17 protein-coding genes are annotated in these 15,525 nt (G+C 64.8%); 13 read left to right on the forward strand and 4 right to left on the reverse strand.

The window, feature by feature from the left end; all coding sequences use genetic code 11:
• Window positions 1-85 precede the first annotated feature (85 nt).
• The 4 genes from lipA to AC1DJH_RS26730 all read right to left on the reverse strand — a co-directional run bounded on the left by lipA (window position 86) and on the right by AC1DJH_RS26730 (window position 3,086).
• Window positions 86-1,102: a lipoyl synthase gene (gene lipA, locus AC1DJH_RS26715; RefSeq protein ID WP_478187791.1), complete on the reverse strand. Its 1,017-nt coding sequence runs from the start codon at window positions 1,100-1,102 to the stop codon at window positions 86-88.
• A gap of 7 nt (window positions 1,103-1,109) precedes the next feature.
• Window positions 1,110-1,808, reverse strand: a complete 699-nt coding sequence (gene lipB, locus AC1DJH_RS26720) for a lipoyl(octanoyl) transferase LipB (RefSeq protein ID WP_435441142.1) — start codon at window positions 1,806-1,808, stop codon at window positions 1,110-1,112.
• 76 nt (window positions 1,809-1,884) lie between these two features.
• Window positions 1,885-2,196 carry a YbeD family protein gene (locus tag AC1DJH_RS26725; protein ID WP_435441141.1) on the reverse strand — a complete coding sequence of 104 codons (312 nt, stop codon included), beginning with the start codon at window positions 2,194-2,196 and terminating at the stop codon, window positions 1,885-1,887.
• A complete protein-coding gene (locus tag AC1DJH_RS26730) occupies window positions 2,193-3,086 on the reverse strand; it encodes a D-amino acid aminotransferase (protein ID WP_478187792.1) in 894 nt (297 codons plus the stop codon). The genes AC1DJH_RS26725 and AC1DJH_RS26730 overlap by 4 nt, the downstream gene beginning before the upstream one ends.
• Before the next feature lie 155 nt (window positions 3,087-3,241).
• Between AC1DJH_RS26730 and AC1DJH_RS26735 the strand changes: the two genes are divergently transcribed.
• The 13 genes from AC1DJH_RS26735 (at window position 3,242) to AC1DJH_RS26795 (ending at window position 15,465) form a co-directional block, all read left to right on the forward strand.
• On the forward strand, window positions 3,242-3,727 hold the full coding sequence (locus tag AC1DJH_RS26735; RefSeq protein ID WP_435441139.1) for an ATP synthase subunit I: 486 nt from the start codon (window positions 3,242-3,244) through the stop codon (window positions 3,725-3,727).
• 4 nt (window positions 3,728-3,731) lie between these two features.
• Window positions 3,732-4,601: a F0F1 ATP synthase subunit A gene (gene atpB, locus AC1DJH_RS26740; protein ID WP_478187793.1), complete on the forward strand. Its 870-nt coding sequence runs from the start codon at window positions 3,732-3,734 to the stop codon at window positions 4,599-4,601.
• A 60-nt stretch (window positions 4,602-4,661) separates the two neighbouring features.
• Window positions 4,662-4,925 carry a F0F1 ATP synthase subunit C gene (atpE, locus tag AC1DJH_RS26745; RefSeq protein WP_007830191.1) on the forward strand — a complete coding sequence of 88 codons (264 nt, stop codon included), beginning with the start codon at window positions 4,662-4,664 and terminating at the stop codon, window positions 4,923-4,925.
• A gap of 77 nt (window positions 4,926-5,002) precedes the next feature.
• Window positions 5,003-5,473: a F0F1 ATP synthase subunit B gene (locus AC1DJH_RS26750; protein ID WP_007830193.1), complete on the forward strand. Its 471-nt coding sequence runs from the start codon at window positions 5,003-5,005 to the stop codon at window positions 5,471-5,473.
• 8 nt (window positions 5,474-5,481) lie between these two features.
• A complete protein-coding gene (locus AC1DJH_RS26755; protein ID WP_435441137.1) occupies window positions 5,482-6,012 on the forward strand; it encodes a F0F1 ATP synthase subunit delta in 531 nt (176 codons plus the stop codon).
• Between the two features lie 38 nt (window positions 6,013-6,050).
• Entirely contained in the window at window positions 6,051-7,604 is a 1,554-nt protein-coding gene (gene atpA, locus AC1DJH_RS26760; protein ID WP_435441136.1) for a F0F1 ATP synthase subunit alpha, read from the forward strand.
• A 33-nt stretch (window positions 7,605-7,637) separates the two neighbouring features.
• A complete protein-coding gene (atpG, locus tag AC1DJH_RS26765; RefSeq protein ID WP_472122085.1) occupies window positions 7,638-8,513 on the forward strand; it encodes a F0F1 ATP synthase subunit gamma in 876 nt (291 codons plus the stop codon).
• Between the two features lie 178 nt (window positions 8,514-8,691).
• The gene (gene atpD / locus AC1DJH_RS26770; RefSeq protein ID WP_478187794.1) at window positions 8,692-10,092 is read left to right on the forward strand and encodes a F0F1 ATP synthase subunit beta; all 1,401 of its coding nucleotides are present in this window, start codon (window positions 8,692-8,694) and stop codon (window positions 10,090-10,092) included.
• Between the two features lie 18 nt (window positions 10,093-10,110).
• Window positions 10,111-10,530, forward strand: a complete 420-nt coding sequence (locus AC1DJH_RS26775) for a F0F1 ATP synthase subunit epsilon (protein WP_409171974.1) — start codon at window positions 10,111-10,113, stop codon at window positions 10,528-10,530.
• Between the two features lie 215 nt (window positions 10,531-10,745).
• Window positions 10,746-11,915, forward strand: a complete 1,170-nt coding sequence (locus tag AC1DJH_RS26780) for an ROK family protein (protein WP_478187880.1) — start codon at window positions 10,746-10,748, stop codon at window positions 11,913-11,915.
• Window positions 11,912-13,450 carry a sugar ABC transporter ATP-binding protein gene (locus AC1DJH_RS26785; RefSeq protein ID WP_478187795.1) on the forward strand — a complete coding sequence of 513 codons (1,539 nt, stop codon included), beginning with the start codon at window positions 11,912-11,914 and terminating at the stop codon, window positions 13,448-13,450. Before AC1DJH_RS26780 ends, AC1DJH_RS26785 begins: the two co-directional genes overlap by 4 nt.
• Complete coding sequence (locus tag AC1DJH_RS26790; RefSeq protein WP_472122091.1) at window positions 13,407-14,438, forward strand: ABC transporter permease; 1,032 nt, start codon at window positions 13,407-13,409, stop codon at window positions 14,436-14,438. Before AC1DJH_RS26785 ends, AC1DJH_RS26790 begins: the two co-directional genes overlap by 44 nt.
• Before the next feature lie 64 nt (window positions 14,439-14,502).
• Window positions 14,503-15,465, forward strand: a complete 963-nt coding sequence (locus tag AC1DJH_RS26795) for a substrate-binding domain-containing protein (protein ID WP_472122094.1) — start codon at window positions 14,503-14,505, stop codon at window positions 15,463-15,465.
• The last annotated feature ends 60 nt before the right edge of the window (window positions 15,466-15,525 follow it).

A 15,525-nucleotide genomic window follows, 5' to 3' on the forward strand; every position in this document is an offset into this window, starting at 1 on the left:
CCAGCGGTGGGCGCGCGACCTGTGCCCTCGCGCCGCCATTGAAAAAGGCCCGCGACGGGCCTTTTTCATTCGCTTGCCGAAACGCTCAACCGCCTGCGGCGTGCGCCTGCTGGGCCGCATGGGCCTGCTGGTCGGCGTGGTAGCTGGAGCGCACCATCGCGCCGACGGCCGCATGGCCGAAGCCCATCTTGTAGGCCTCTTCCTCGAACATCTTGAAGGTGTCGGGGTGCACGTAGCGGCGCACCGGCAGGTGCGAGCCCGACGGCGACAGGTACTGGCCGATGGTCAGCATGTCGATGTCGTGGGCGCGCATGTCGCGCATCACCTGCAGGATCTCTTCGTCGGTCTCGCCCAGGCCGACCATGATGCCGCTCTTGGTGGGCACCTTCGGGTGCAGCGCCTTGAACTTCTTCAGCAGGTTCAGGCTGAACTGGTAGTCGCTGCCGGGGCGCGCTTCCTTGTAGAGGCGGGGCGCGGTCTCGAGGTTGTGGTTCATCACGTCCGGCGGCGCGGCCTTCAGGATCTCGAGGGCGCGGTCGTCGCGGCCGCGGAAGTCGGGCACCAGGATTTCGATCTGCGTCATCGGCGAGAGCTCGCGGATGTGGGTGATGCAATCGACAAAGTGCTGGCTGCCGCCGTCGCGCAGGTCGTCGCGGTCCACGCTGGTGATCACCACGTACTTCAGGCGCAGCTTGGCGATGGTCTTGGCCAGGTTGAGCGGCTCGTCCTTGTCCAGCGGGTCGGGGCGGCCGTGGCCCACGTCGCAGAACGGGCAGCGGCGCGTGCACTTGTCGCCCATGATCATGAAGGTGGCGGTGCCGTTGCCGAAGCATTCGCCGATGTTCGGGCAGGAGGCCTCTTCGCACACGGTGTGCAGGTTGCTCTCGCGCAGGATCTGCTTGATCTCGTAGAAGCGCGTGGTCGGGCTGCCGGCCTTCACGCGGATCCACTCCGGCTTCTTGAGCACTTCGCCGCTCTGCACCACCTTGACGGGGATGCGCGAGAGCTTGGCGGCGGCTTTCTGCTTGGCCAGGGGGTTGTAGTTTTCGGCGCTCTGGGCCTCTCTCACTACGGGGGACGGGACGACTTCGGTGGTGCTCATTGGATTGCTAGGGCGCCAGGTAGGTGGTGAGTTTTTGGCTCAGGACCCGGGCAGCTTCTTCCCATGTGGTTTGGATGCCGATTGTAGAAAGGTCGACCGTTTGCAGCCCCGCATAGCCGCAAGGGTTGATGCGCGAGAAGGGTTCGAGGTCCATGGCGACGTTCAGCGCCACGCCGTGGTAGGTCGCGTGGCGGCTCACCTTGATGCCCAGCGCGGCGATCTTGCCCAGGCCGCGGAAGGGGTCGCCGGCGGGCAGCGGGCCGGTCAGCGCCGCATGGGAGAACGGGTCGTCCAGGCGCACGTAGATGCCCGGCGCACCGGGCACGCGGTGGCCGGTCACGCCGAAATGGGCCAGCGTGCGCAGCACCGATTCCTCGATGCGGTAGACGTACTCCTTCACGAAATACCCCGCCCGGCGCAGGTCGATCAACGGGTACACCACCACCTGGCCGGGGCCGTGGAAGGTGACCTGGCCGCCGCGGTCGGTCTGCACGACCGGAATGTCGCCGGGGTTCAGGATGTGGTCCTGCCTGCCCGCCACGCCCTGGGTGAAGACCGGGGCATGCTCGCAAATCCATAGCGCATCGGGCGTGTCAGGCGTGCGCTCCAGCGTGAATTGCTTCATGGCCGCGAAGGTGTCCGCATAGCCGACGCGGCCCAGCGGATGCCGTTCGATGGCCGGGGGGGCGGCGGTGGTGTCGGTCATGGCAGGGCCTTCGCCTTGCGGGCGGCCAGGAGGCCGCTGGCACACAGTGCCGCCGCAGCGAACCGCCGGCGCAGGCTCAAAGCACGACCTTGACCAGCGGGTGCGCGGACAGCGCGCGGTACAGGTCGTCGAGCTGTTCGCGGCTGGTGGCCGTGACGGTGATGGTCACGCCCAGGTAGTTGCCGCCCTTGCTGTCGCGCAACTCGACGGTGGTGGCGTCGAAGGTCGGGTCGAACTGCTCGGCGATCTGCGTGATCGCGTGCACGTAGCCGTCGGCCTTCACGCCCATCACCTTGATGGGGAACTGCGAGGGGTACTCGATCAGCGATTCCTTGCGCGGGTCGGGGATCGCGGGGGTCTCGATGGGGGTCGTGTCGTTGTCGGTCATGCCGGGGCTCCGTGCTTCTGTGCGTTGCGTACCTTGGCCTCCTGGTAGGCCTTGTACAAGCTGTCGTAGATGGGGCCGGGTCGGCCGTTGCCAATAGCCTGGCCGTCGAGCGTGACCACTGGCAGCAGTTCCTTGCTGGCCGAGGAAATGATCAGCTCGTCGGCGCCGAACACCTCGTCGCGCGAGATGCGGCGCAGCGCGAAGGGAATGCCGCGCTCCTGGCACAGGCGCTCGAACAGGCCGTAGCGGATGCCGGTGAGCACCAGGTTGTCCTTGGGTGGGCCTATCAGCTGCCCGTCCTTCACGATCCACACGTTGCTCGACGAGGCTTCGCTGAGCCATTCGTCGCGGAACATGATGGTTTCGGTGGCGCCGGCTTCCACGCTGATCTGCCGCGCGAGCACGGCGCCCAGCAGGCTGGTGCTCTTGATGTGGGCTTTCTGCCAGCGGAAGTCGGCCGCGGTGACGCAGGCCACGCCCCTGGCGCGCACGGCCTCGGCGATGGGCGGCAGCGGGTTCACCATGACGAACACCGTGGGGCGCAGGCCGCGCACCATCGCATGGTCGCGCGGCGCCACGCCGCGCGTCACCTGAAAGTACACGGACTGCGGTGCGTCGCCACCCGGCGCGACCAGGCGCATGACGATGTCGCGCCACTGGTCGAGCGAGTGCGGGTTGTCGATCTGCAGCTCGGTGAGCGAACGGGCCAGGCGTGCCATGTGCTCCTCGAAGCAGAAGGGCTGGCCGAAGTAGACGGGCACGTATTCGTAGATGCCGTCGCCGAAGATGAAGCCGCGGTCGAGCACGCTGATCTTCGCGTCGCGCAGGGCGGTGTATTCGCCATCGAGGTAACAAAGCGTGGCGGGCAGGGCGTCGGTGATAGGGTGCATGCCGGAATTATGGTTGGGCGTGCTGCGTCGGGTTCGCGTCAGGGAATCCGACATCGATTTGCATGCGCGACACGCCGGATGGCGGGAGCGCTTGGGTTTTTACTTATAATCAATGGCTTTGTAGATTCTGGGTGGTCATCCGGGCTTCATTCGAAATGAAAACAATCGCCCGACAAGACTCGGAGGTCGCTGAAGACCTCGACGCAGAATTCAAGCCGTTGACCGCCGATGAGGCGCGTGAGCTGCGAGCAAAGAACCCTTCGATCTCCCCGTGGCGGGTGGTCGCGGGTCAGTTGGTTGTCGGTCTGGTGGTGGCTCTGGCCATCTGGGGACTGACGGGGAGGCAAAATCTGGGTTGGTCCGCCGCTTACGGTGCGATCGCGGTGGTTGTTCCATCGGCGGTTTTCGCACGCGGGCTGACCGGTCGGTTTTCTTCCTTGAATCCGGGCACGGCTGTGTTCGGATTCTTCCTGTGGGAAATGGTCAAGATGGCCTTGTCGGTGGCGATGCTGATCGCTGCGCCAAGGCTGATTACGGCGCTGAGCTGGCCAGCAATGCTGGTCGGCCTGGTGGTGACAATGAAGGCGGCCTGGTTGGCGGTGATGTTCTCGCCCCGGCGCCGGAAACAGAGAGACGAGTAACGGAATGGCTGCTGAAAACGCTGCGGAACATGGTCAGACCGCGGGTGAATACATCGTTCACCACTTGACGCACCTGCAAAGCTCCAAGCCTGGAGGTGTTGCGGACCTGACTGTTTTCAATTTCGACTCACTTTTCTTCTCGATCCTGCTCGGCGTGCTGGGCTGCTGGCTGCTCTGGCTGGCTGCCCGCAAGGCCACTTCGGGTGTTCCTGGTCGTTTTCAAGCGGCTGTCGAACTGCTCGTCGAAATGGTCGACCAGCAGGCCAAGGGCATCGTTCACAACGCCACGAGCCGCAAGTTCGTCGCTCCGCTGGCGCTCACGATCTTCGTCTGGATCTTTCTGCTGAATGCAATGGACCTGTTCCCGGTCGATTTGTTCCCGGCGATCTGGGCCAAGATCTTCCACATTGCCGGCGAAGACCCGCACCACGCCTACCTGCGCGTCGTGCCCACCGCCGACCTCTCCGTGACCATGGGCATGTCGGTGGCCGTGCTGCTGATCTGCATCTACTACAACATCAAGATCAAGGGCGCCGGCGGCTGGATCCACGAGCTGTTCACTGCACCCTTCGGCAACCACTGGGCGCTGTACCCCTTCAACTTCGCCATGCAGATGATCGAGTTCGTCGCCAAGACGGTCTCGCACGGCATGCGGTTGTTCGGCAACATGTACGCCGGTGAACTGATCTTCCTGCTGATCGCCTTGATGGGCGGTGCCTGGTCCATGTCGGCGACCGGCATCGGCCTGGCCATCGGCCACATCGTTGCGGGTACGGCCTGGGCCATCTTCCACATCCTGATCATCACGCTGCAAGCCTTCGTGTTCATGATGTTGACGCTGGTCTACATCGGCCAGGCCCACGATCACCACTGATCATCCGTTTTCGTTTCTGTTTTTTGTTTTCTCTTCAACCAAAGTCCTCTAGGAGTCATCATGGAAGTTATTAGCTTTGTTGCACTGGCCGCCGGCCTGATCATCGGTCTGGGCGCTGTGGGCGCATGTATCGGCATCGGCATCATGGGCAGCAAGTACCTCGAGTCGGCTGCGCGTCAGCCCGAACTCATGGGCGAACTTCAAACCAAGATGTTCCTGCTGGCTGGTCTGATCGACGCCGCTTTCATTATCGGCACCGGTATCGCTCTGTGGTTCGCAACGGCCAACCCGTTCCTGGCTCAGATCGCCAACCTGCCGAAGTAAGTCTTTCTCCTCGGACCCGTGTCGTCATTCCCCACTGCGGAATGGCTTCGCATTCAATCCCAAAGAGAGGGTAAAAAGTGAGCATTACCGGTACCCTGATCGTTCAGATGATCGTGTTCCTGATCCTGGTCGGGTTCACGATGAAGTTTGTGTGGCCGCCGATCGCGAAAGCGCTGGACGACCGCGCTGCGAAGATCGCCGAAGGCCTCGCTGCCGCCGACAAGGCCAAGTCCGAGTTGTCCGCCGCCAACAAGCGCGTGGAAGCCGAGCTGGGCCAGGCACGCAACGAGTCCGCGCAACGTCTTGCCGACGCCGAACGTCGCGCCCAGGCCATCGTTGAAGAGGCCAAGGCCCGCGCGACCGAGGAAGGCAACAAGATCGTTGCAGCCGCACGTGTCGAAGCCGACCAGCAGGCACTGAAGGCCCGTGAAGCACTGCGCGAGCAGGTTGCCGCACTGGCCGTCAAGGGCGCAGAGCAGATTCTGCGCAAGGAAGTGAATGCAGGCGTCCACGCCGATTTGCTCGCTCGTCTGCAGACCGAACTCTGATAGAAGCCATGGCCGAACTCGCCACCATTGCACGCCCCTACGCCGAGGCGCTCTTCAAGGCGTCGTCGTCCGACGTCGCCGGAACCAGCGCCTGGCTTGAAAAGATTGCCGCCATCGCGGCCAATCCGGAGCTCCAGCAGTTCGCCGACAACCCCAAGGCCACGGCCGAACAGGTGATCGGCGTGGTCGCCGGTGCATTCGGTGCACCGCTGGCCGCTCCTGCCCAGAACTTCCTGTCCGCACTCCTCGAGAACGGGCGTTTTTCGGTGCTGCCGGAAATTGCGAAGCAGTTCCGGGCACTGGCCAACGCGAAGAGCGGTTCGTCCGACGCCGTGGTCTACAGCGCCTTCCCGATCGACGCGGCGGCCTTGGCCACCGTGTCGGCCGCGCTCGAAAAGCGTTTCGGCCGCAAGTTGCAGGTCACGGTCCAGCAAGAGCCGGAACTGATCGGCGGCATTCGTGTGGTGGTCGGCGACGAGGTGCTCGACACCTCCGTCAAAGCGCGCCTTGAACAAATGAAAGTTGCGCTGGCGGCCTGACGGTCTCCATCGCCTTACAAAGAAAGAAGGAAAGAGTCATGCAACTCAATCCCGCAGAAATTTCCGAACTGATCAAGAGCCGCATCGAGGGCCTCGGGGTCAGCGCCAACATCCGCAATGAAGGCACCGTGGTGTCGGTGACCGACGGCATCGTGCGCGTGCACGGCCTGTCGGACGCCATGCAGGGCGAAATGCTCGAGTTCCCGCCGAGCGCCGACGGCACGCCGTCGTTCGGCCTGGCCCTGAACCTCGAGCGCGACTCGGTCGGCGCCGTGATTCTGGGTGAATACGAACACATCTCCGAAGGCGACACCGTGAAGTGCACGGGCCGCATTCTGGAAGTGCCGGTGGGCCCCGAGCTCATCGGCCGCGTGGTGAACGCACTGGGCCAGCCGATCGACGGCAAGGGTCCCATCAACGCCAAGCTCACCGACGTGATCGAAAAGGTCGCTCCGGGCGTGATCGCACGGAAGTCCGTCGACCAGCCGCTGCAGACCGGCCTGAAGTCCATCGACTCGATGGTGCCGATCGGCCGTGGCCAGCGCGAGCTGATCATCGGCGACCGCCAGACCGGCAAGACGGCCGTCGCCATCGACGCGATCATCGCCCAGAAGGGCCAGGGCGTGACGTGCATCTACGTCGCCATCGGCCAGAAGGCTTCGTCGATCAAGAACGTGGTGCGCTCGCTGGAACAAGCCGGTGCCATGGACTACACGATCGTGGTCGCCGCTTCCGCTTCGGAATCGGCCGCCATGCAGTACGTGTCGGCCTACTCGGGCTGTACGATGGGCGAGTACTTCCGCGACCGCGGCGAAGACGCGCTGATCGTCTACGACGACCTGTCCAAGCAAGCCGTGGCCTACCGCCAGGTGTCGCTGCTGCTGCGCCGCCCGCCAGGCCGCGAAGCCTACCCCGGCGACGTGTTCTATCTCCACAGCCGCCTGCTCGAACGCGCAGCCCGCGTGAACGCCGACTACGTCGAAGCCTTCACCAAGGGTGAAGTCAAGGGCAAGACCGGTTCGCTGACGGCACTGCCGATCATCGAAACGCAAGCCGGCGACGTGTCCGCTTTCGTTCCGACCAACGTGATCTCGATCACCGACGGCCAGATCTTCCTGGAAACGAGCCTGTTCAACGCAGGTATCCGCCCCGCCATCAACGCCGGTATCTCGGTGTCGCGCGTGGGTTCGTCGGCTCAGACGAAGATCATCAAGGGCCTGTCCGGCGGTATCCGTACCGACCTGGCGCAGTACCGTGAACTGGCTGCGTTCGCGCAGTTCGCTTCCGACCTGGACGAAGCCACCCGCAAGCAGCTCGACCGCGGTGCCCGCGTGACCGAACTGCTCAAGCAGTCCCAGTACAGCCCGCTGCCGATCTCGCTGATGGGTGCGACGCTGTTCGCCGTGAACAAGGGTTTCATGGACGACCTCGACATCAAGAAGGTGCTGCCGTTCGAACACGGCCTGCATCAATTCCTGAAGTCCAGCTACGCCCCGCTGCTCGACAAGATCGAGAAGTCCAAGGCGCTCGACAAGGAAGCGGAAGCCGAATTGACGGCCGCCGTCACCGCGTTCAAGAAGTCGTTCGCCTGATCGACGCCTTGACCGACGCAAGAAGGAGCTCTCATGGCAGCTGGTAAGGAAATCCGCGGCAAGATCAAATCGGTAGAAAACACCAAGAAGATCACCAAGGCCATGGAAATGGTCTCGGTTTCCAAGATGCGCAAGGCGCAGGAACGCATGCGCGCCGCTCGCCCCTACAGCGAAAAGATCCGCAACATCGCGGCCAACCTTGGCAAGGCGAACCCGGAGTACACCCACGCGTTCATGAAGACGACCGAGGCCAAGGGCGTCGGTTTCATCATCGTGACCAGCGACAAGGGCCTGTGCGGCGGCTTGAACACCAACCTGCTTCGTGCTGTCACGACCCGGCTGCGCGAAGCGCAGTCTGCAGGCAACGTGGTCGAGTCGGTTGCCATCGGCAGCAAGGGCCTGGGCTTCCTGAATCGCATCGGCGCCCGCGTGGTGGCCCATGTGACGCAGCTGGGCGACACGCCGCATCTCGACAAGCTCATCGGGCCTGTCAAGACGCTGCTCGACGCCTACGCCGAAGGCAAGCTGTCGGCTGTGTACCTGTGCTACACCAAGTTCATCAACACCATCAAGCAAGAGCCGATGGTGGAGCAACTGCTGCCGCTGAAGGCCGAGACGCTGCAGACCGACCCGGGGCATCATTCGTGGGACTACATCTACGAACCCGACGCGCAAAGCGTGATCGACGAGCTGCTGGTGCGCTACGTGGAATCGCTGGTGTACCAGGCCGTGGCCGAGAACATGGCGTCCGAGCATTCGGCGCGCATGGTGGCCATGAAGGCTGCGACCGACAACGCGGGCAATGTGATCAGCGAACTGAAGCTGGTCTACAACAAGACCCGTCAGGCCGGCATCACGAAGGAACTCTCCGAAATCGTGTCCGGCGCGGCCGCTGCCGCGGGCGTGTGATCGAGGCGATGCATCTGCACGGCTGACCGGGTGCGCTCTGCGCGCCCTGTCGCCGATTTGAACCATTCAAGGGTGCCGGCCCGTCCGGCATTCTTGCAAAAGCGGCCCGTTTTGGCACCAGGACGCTTCTGCAAGAACCTGTCGCAAATTTATTGAGATCCATCCAGAAGGAAACGCCATGGCTGAAGGAAAAATTGTCCAATGTATCGGCGCCGTGGTCGACGTGGAGTTCCCGCGTGACCAGATGCCCAAGGTGTACGACGCCTTGAAATTCGAAGGCAGCGCGCTGACTCTCGAAGTCCAGCAACAGCTCGGCGACGGCATTGTGCGCACGATCGCGCTGGGCTCGTCCGACGGCCTGCGCCGCGGTCTGATCGTGACCAACACGGGCGCCCCCATCACGGTGCCCGTCGGCAAGGCCACGCTCGGCCGGATCATGGACGTGCTGGGCGCGCCCATCGACGAACGCGGCCCGGTCAGCCAGGAACTCACCGCCTCGATCCACCGCAAGGCCCCCGCGTACGACGAACTGTCGCCGTCGCAAGACCTGCTGGAAACCGGCATCAAGGTGATCGACCTGGTGTGCCCGTTCGCCAAGGGCGGCAAGGTGGGCCTGTTCGGCGGCGCCGGCGTGGGCAAGACCGTGAACATGATGGAACTCATCAACAACATCGCCAAGGCTCACTCGGGTCTGTCGGTGTTCGCCGGTGTGGGTGAACGTACCCGCGAAGGCAACGACTTCTATCACGAGATGGCCGACTCCGGCGTGGTGAACCTCGAGAAGCTCGAAGACTCGAAGGTCGCCATGGTCTACGGCCAGATGAACGAACCCCCGGGCAACCGTCTGCGCGTGGCGCTGACCGGCCTGACCATCGCCGAGTCGTTCCGCGACGAAGGCCGTGACGTTCTGTTCTTCGTGGACAACATCTACCGCTACACGCTGGCCGGTACCGAAGTGTCGGCACTGCTGGGCCGCATGCCTTCCGCCGTGGGCTACCAGCCGACGCTGGCCGAGGAAATGGGCCGCCTGCAAGAGCGGATCACGTCGACCAAGGTCGGCTCGATCACCTCGATCCAGGCCGTGTACGTCCCTGCGGATGACTTGACCGACCCGTCGCCCGCCACCACCTTCGCCCACTTGGACTCCACCGTGGTGCTGTCGCGCGACATCGCCTCGCTGGGCATCTACCCCGCCGTGGACCCGCTGGACTCGACCTCGCGCCAGCTCGACCCGAACGTGGTCGGCGAAGAGCACTACAACGTGGCCCGCGCCGTGCAAGGCACGCTGCAGCGCTACAAGGAACTGCGCGACATCATCGCGATTCTGGGCATGGACGAACTGGCACCGGACGACAAGCTGGCCGTGGCCCGCGCTCGCAAGATCCAGCGTTTCCTGTCGCAGCCGTTCCACGTGGCCGAAGTGTTCACGGGCTCGCCTGGCAAGTACGTGCCGCTGGCCGAAACCATCCGTGGTTTCAAGATGATCGTGAACGGCGAAGCCGACCACCTGCCGGAACAAGCGTTCTACATGGTCGGCGGCATCGACGAAGCGTTCGAAAAAGCCAAGAAAATCGCTTAAGGCGACATAGGAACTCAGATGGCAAACACCATTCACGTCGACGTGGTCAGCGCGGAAGAGTCGATCTTCTCGGGCGAAGCCAGGTTCGTCGCGCTGCCCGGTGAAGCCGGTGAGCTCGGCATCTATCCGCGTCACACCCCGCTGATCACGCGCATCCGCCCCGGCGCGGTGCGCATCGAAACGGCCGATGGCAAGGAAGAGTTCGTCTTCGTGGCTGGCGGCATTCTCGAAGTGCAGCCCAATTCCGTCACCGTGCTGTCCGACACCGCGATCCGCGGCAAGGACCTCGACGACGAGAAGGCCAACCAGGCCAAGGCTGCGGCGGAAGAAGCCCTGAAGAACGCGAAGAGCGACATCGACATCGCGATGGCGCAATCGGAGCTGGCCGTGATGGCAGCCCAGATCGCGGCGCTGCGCAAGTACCGCCAGAAGAAGTAAGCAAGAGCCCAGTCTCGCTGCTCGGAAGAAGCCGCCCTCGGGCGGCTTTTTTGCGTCTGTGCCTTTCCGACGCCGATTGCAACCAACTTCGATCTGAATATGGTCGAAGTTCAGCCTTGTCTGGCTGAAGCCCTGCCCCTAGTATTCGGCGCGAAGACAAGAAAAGAACACGGAGACAAGACGTGGCACGTTGGAGTGGCATCACCGCCGATGAAATGCGCTTGCTGGAAACGACCTTCTGGTCGGCCGGCGGCTCGCGCCATGCCATGGCCGAACAGCTCGGCTTTTCCAAGAGCAAGGCCAACGGCCTGATTGCCGGCCTCGTCGACCAGGGCTTGCTCGCCGAAGCCGGCCTGCAACGTTCCTCGGGCGGGCGCCGCGCGGAGAACCTCCAGCTCCACACCGCGCTCGGCGTGCTCGTGGGCATCGACATCGGTGCGACCAGCCTCGACGTGGCCGTTCTGCGCCCCGACCTCACCGTGCTGGCCCAGCACGAAGAATCCGCCGACGTGCGCCAAGGCCCGACCGTCGTGCTGGCGCGCGTGCGCATCCTGATGCGTGAGCTGCTGGCACGCTGCGGCTGCAGCGCCAAGGACGTGCTCGGCATCGGCATCGGCGTGCCCGGCCCCGTGAACTTCGAGATCGGCCAGCTCGTGAACCCGCCGCTGATGCCGGCCTGGGACGGCTTCTCGATCCGCGACTACCTGCGCGAAGACTACGCCGCGCCGGTCTTCGTCGACAACGACGTGAACCTCATGGCGCTGGGCGAGCTGTGGCGGCTCAAGCGCTCGCTGAACAACTTCCTCGTCATCAAGATCGGCACCGGCATCGGCTGCGGCATCGTCTGTCACGGCGAGGTGTACCGCGGTGCAGCCGGTTCGGCCGGAGACGTCGGCCACATCTGCGTCGACCAGGAAGGCCCTCGTTGCCATTGCGGCAACCTCGGCTGCGTCGAAGCCATGGCTGCGGGCCCCGCCATCACGCGCATGGCCGTGCAGGCAGCGGAGGCCGGCGAAAGCGCCGCGCTCGCCGAGTGCCTGCGCGTTCATGGCCGCATCGACGCCATCGACGTGGGCCAGGCCAGCCGCGGCGGCGACACGGCGGCCAACGGCATCATCCAGCGCGCCGGCAGCCTGATCGGGCAGATGCTCGCGTCGGTCGTCAACTTCTTCAACCCGTCGCATGTGTTCATCGGCGGCGGCATCACGCGCATCGGCCCGCTGTTCCTCGCGGCCGTGCGCCAGAGCGTGTACCAGCGCTCGCTGGCGCTGTCCACGCGGCATCTCGAGATCCAGTACACGCCGCTGGGCATGCAGGGCGGACTGGTGGGCGCGGGCGTGCTCGCGATGCATGAAACCCTCAAGGTCCGCGGAGTGGCGCCATGAACGCTGAAATCAAGGGCAGCGTCGCCGTCGAGTTCGACGGCGTGGTGAAGGCCTTCGGTCCCGTGCAGGTGTTGCACGGCGTGAGCTTCGCGCTGGCGCCCGGTCGTGTGTACGGCCTGCTCGGCGAGAACGGCGCGGGCAAGTCCACGTTGATGAAGATCCTGGCCGGCTACGAGCAACTCACCGGCGGCGCGCTGCGCATCAACGGCCAGCCGCAGCAGTTCACGAGCTCGCGCGACGCCGAGGCACTCGGCATCGTGCTGATCCACCAGGAGTTCAACCTCGCCGAGGACCTGAGCGTGGCGCAGAACATCTTCCTGGGCCATGAAAAGAAGAAGGGCTGGCTGCTCGACGACGCATCGATGGAGCGCGAGGCCGCCGCAGCACTCGCCGCCGTGGGCCTGCAGGTCGACCCGCGCACCAAGGTGCGCAAGCTCATCGTCGCCGAGAAGCAGCTCGTGGAAATCGCCAAGGCCATCGCCCGCCGCGCCCGCCTGCTCATCATGGACGAGCCCACCGCGACGCTCACGCCCGGCGAGACGGAGCGCCTGTTCAAGCTCATCGCGCAGTTGCGCGCGGACGGCGTGACCATCGTCTACATCTCGCACAAGCTCGACGAGGTGGAGCAGGTGACCGACGAGGTCATCGTGATGCGCGACGGCCGCTTCGTCGCGCGCGCACCCACCGCCGACGTCACGCGCCACCAGATGGCCAACCTGATGGTGGGCCGCGAGCTGGCCGATCTCTACCCGCCGCGCGACGTGGTCGTGGCCGCCGATTCGCCCGCGATGCGCGTGCGCAACTTCAACGTGCCCGGCTGGGCGCAGGACGCGAGCTTCGAGGTGCGCCCCGGCGAGATCCTCGGCTTCGCGGGCCTGGTCGGTGCGGGCCGCACCGAGCTCTTCGAAGGCCTGCTGGGCCTGCGCCCCGCGAGCGGCAGCGTCGAGATGCTCGGCCAGCCCGTGCCCGGCGGCAAGGGCTGGCGCAACCCGCGCGATGCCGCAAAGAACGGCCTCACGTACCTGAGCGAAGACCGCAAGGGCAAGGGCCTGCACGTGGACTTCGGCCTGCGCCAGAACCTCACGCTGATGGCGCTCGAACGCTACGCGCAGCCCTGGCTCCAGCCCGAGGCCGAACGCGGCGCGCTGGCCGAGGCGGTGAAGGACTACGGCATTCGCACCGGCTCGCTCGAGGTCAGGGCCTCGTCGCTGTCGGGCGGCAACCAGCAGAAGCTGGCGCTCGCCAAGGTGCTGCAGCCGCAGCCGAAGGTGGTGGTGCTCGACGAGCCCACGCGTGGCGTGGACGTGGGCGCCAAGCGCGACATCTATTTCCTGATCCAGCGACTCGCCCGTGAAGGGCTCGCGGTGATCGTCGTCTCGTCGGAGCTGATGGAGCTGATCGGCCTGTGCCACCGCGTCGCGGTGATGCGGGCGGGCAGGCTCGTCGCCACGCTGGACGCGGACCATCTCACAGAAGAGGAGCTCATCGCTCATGCCACCGGAACAGCAGACACCCCAGCCCCCGCCGCAGCCTGAAGCGGCCTCGCACCGCAGCGAAGCCAAGCCCGGCTGGACCGAGCGCCTGCACGGCCTCGGCCCGGTCATCGGCCTGGTGCTGCTGTGCATCGCCGGCACGCTGCTCAACAGCGACTTCGCCACCGTCGACAACGCGATGAACGTGCTCACGCGCACGGCCTTCATCGGCATCATCGCGGTGGGCATGTGCTTCGTGATCATCTCGGGCGGCATCGACCTGTCGGTGGGCTCGATGGCCGCGCTCATCGCGGGCAGCGTGATCATGTTCATCAACTGGGCCGGGCCCGCATCGGGCTCTCCGCTGCTGGCGGTGGTGATGGGCGCGGTGCTGGCCATCGTGCTCGGCGCGGTGTTCGGCCTGGCGCACGGCCTGCTGATCACCAAGGGCCGCATCGAGCCCTTCATCGTGACGCTGGGCACGCTGGGCATCTTCCGCGCGTACCTCACCTACTTTGCCGACGGCGGCGCGCTCACGCTCGACAACGACCTGTCGGACCTGTACGCGCCCGTCTACTACGCGAGCCTGGCGGGCATTCCGGTGCCGGTGTGGGTGTTCGTGATCGTCGCGATCATCGGCGGCGTCATCCTGAACCGCACGGCCTACGGGCGCTACGTGCAGGCCATCGGCTCGAACGAGCAGGTGGCGCGCTATGCGGCCGTGGACGTCGACCGCGTGAAGATCATGACCTACGTGCTGCTGGGCGTGTGCGTGGGCATTGCCACGCTGCTGTACGTGCCGCGGCTGGGCTCGGCCTCGCCGACCACCGGCCTGCTGTGGGAGCTGGAGGCGATCGCCGCGGTGATCGTCGGCGGCACCGCGTTGAAGGGCGGCGCGGGCAGCATCACCGGCACGGTGGTGGGCGCGATCCTGCTCTCGGTCATCAGCAACATCCTGAACCTCACCAGCATCATCAGCGTGTACCTGAATGCGGCCGTGCAGGGCTTCGTGATCATCATCGTCGCGTTCCTGCAGCGCGGCCGGCGCTAGTTTTTTCGTCCGTTTGTTCGTTGTTCGTTCGTTCTGTTCCACCCACCAAGAGGAGACATCCAGCATGACCACTTTCACCCGACGCCTCGCCCTCACGGCCGTTGCCGCCGCAGCATTCGCCAGCCTGCCCGCGCTCGCCGCGGAAAAGGTCAACCTCGGCGTTTCGATTCCCGCGGCCACGCACAGCTTCATGGGCGGCATCAACTACTGGGCCAACCAGGCGAAGAAGGACCTGGAGAAGGAACACAAGGACCTGAAGATCACGATCAAGACCGCAGCCAACGCGCCCGAGCAGGCCAACCAGCTGCAAGACCTGTCGACGGTCACCAAGATCAACGCGCTGGTCGTGTTCCCGTTCGAATCGGCCGCGCTCACCAAGCCGGTCGCGCAGGTCAAGGCCAAGGGCGCCTACGTCACCGTGGTCGACCGCGGCCTGACGGACACCAGTGCGCAGGATGCGTACGTGGCCGGCGACAACACCGCCTTCGGCAAGATCCCGGCCGAATACATCGTGAAGACGCTGGGCGGCAAGGGCAACGTGGTGGCGCTGCGCGGCATTGCGACCACGCTGGACAACGAGCGCATGGACGCCTTCAACGCGGTGCTCAAGGGCAGCCCCGACATCAAGCTGCTGGACGCCAAGTACGCCAACTGGAACCGCGACGACGCCTTCAAGGTCACGCAGGACTACCTGACGCGCTTCAAGCAGATCGACGCCATCTGGGCCGCCGACGACGACATGGCCGTGGGCGTGCTCAAGGCGATTTCGCAGGCCAAGCGCGACGACATCAAGATCGTGTTCGGCGGCGCGGGCGCCAAGGACATGGTCAAGACCATCATGGACGGCAAGGACAAGCGCATCGGCGCCGACGTGAGCTACTCGCCGAAGTTCATCTACGACGCGATCAAGCTCACGGCCGAAGCGCGCCTGAAGGGCGAGAAGCTGCCGGCGACCACGATCATTCCTTCGGTGTTGATCACCAAGGACAACGCCAAGGATTTCTACCACCCGAACTCGCCGTTCTGAGGCGTCTTGCTCCCTCTCCCCGAGGGGAGAGGGAACAGTTTCAGGAAACACGAGGAGATC

The sequence above is a fragment of the Variovorax sp. 10N412 genome, from assembly GCF_056394985.1.